This is a genomic window from Vibrio sp. Vb0937 (assembly GCF_033338855.1).
In genome coordinates this window covers 1-1,108 of sequence record NZ_JAWOTK010000382.1, presented here as the reverse complement: position 1 = coordinate 1,108, position 1,108 = coordinate 1, and the positions used below count along the sequence as shown (strand labels likewise).

Below are 1,108 nucleotides of genomic sequence, written 5' to 3'. Positions count from 1 at the left end.
TAGAGCGTTCTCTTCGTGTACTTGATGGTGCAGTGGTTGTGTTCTGTGGCTCGTCTGGTGTTGAACCTCAGTCTGAAACAGTATGGCGTCAAGCTGACAAATACCACGTTCCTCGCATGGTGTTTGTAAACAAGATGGACCGTGCAGGTGCAGACTTCCTACGCGTTGTGGATCAAATTAAAAACCGTCTTGGTGCGAACCCTGTTCCAATCCAACTAAACGTTGGTGCTGAAGAGGACTTCCGTGGTGTTATCGACCTTATCAAGATGAAAATGATCAACTGGAATGATGCCGACCAAGGCATGTCGTTCACTTACGAAGACATTCCAGCAGACATGATCGAGCTTGCTGAAGAATGGCGCAATCACATGATTGAGTCAGCAGCAGAAGCAAGTGAAGAGCTAATGGACAAGTACCTTGAAGAAGGTGAATTGACCGAAGCTGAGATCAAACAAGCTCTACGTACTCGCACACTAAACAACGAAATCGTACTGGCTACTTGTGGTAGTGCGTTCAAAAACAAAGGTGTTCAAGCGGTACTGGATGCAGTAATCGAATTTTTGCCATCGCCATCTGACGTACCTGCAATTAAAGGTGTTGACGAGAAAGATAACGAAATTGAGCGTCACGCAGACGACAATGAACCGTTCTCAGCACTGGCGTTCAAGATCGCGACAGACCCATTCGTGGGTACGCTTACTTTCATGCGTGTTTATTCTGGTGTTGTTAACTCAGGTGACGCGGTTTACAACTCTGTAAAAGAGAAGAAAGAGCGTTTCGGTCGTATCGTTCAGATGCATGCAAACAAGCGTGAAGAAATCAAAGAAGTTCGCGCTGGTGATATTGCAGCTGCTATCGGTCTGAAAGATGTAACGACAGGTGACACACTGTGTGACCAGAACCACAAAGTGATTCTGGAGCGCATGGAATTCCCTGAACCAGTTATTCAGATCGCTGTAGAACCTCGTTCTAAAGCAGACCAAGAGAAAATGGGTATCGCGCTAGGTAAACTGGCTGCGGAAGATCCATCATTCCGCGTAGAAACGGACGACGAAACAGGTCAGACTCTGATCTCTGGTATGGGTGAACTTCACCTAGATATCATCGT

At 46.6% G+C, this 1,108-nt stretch carries 1 protein-coding gene; it reads left to right on the top strand.

Features of this window, described 5'->3' with window-relative positions:
* Window positions 1-1,108: elongation factor G (locus R7P67_RS25880; RefSeq protein WP_318086462.1), on the top strand; the 1,108-nt coding region annotated here is incomplete at both ends.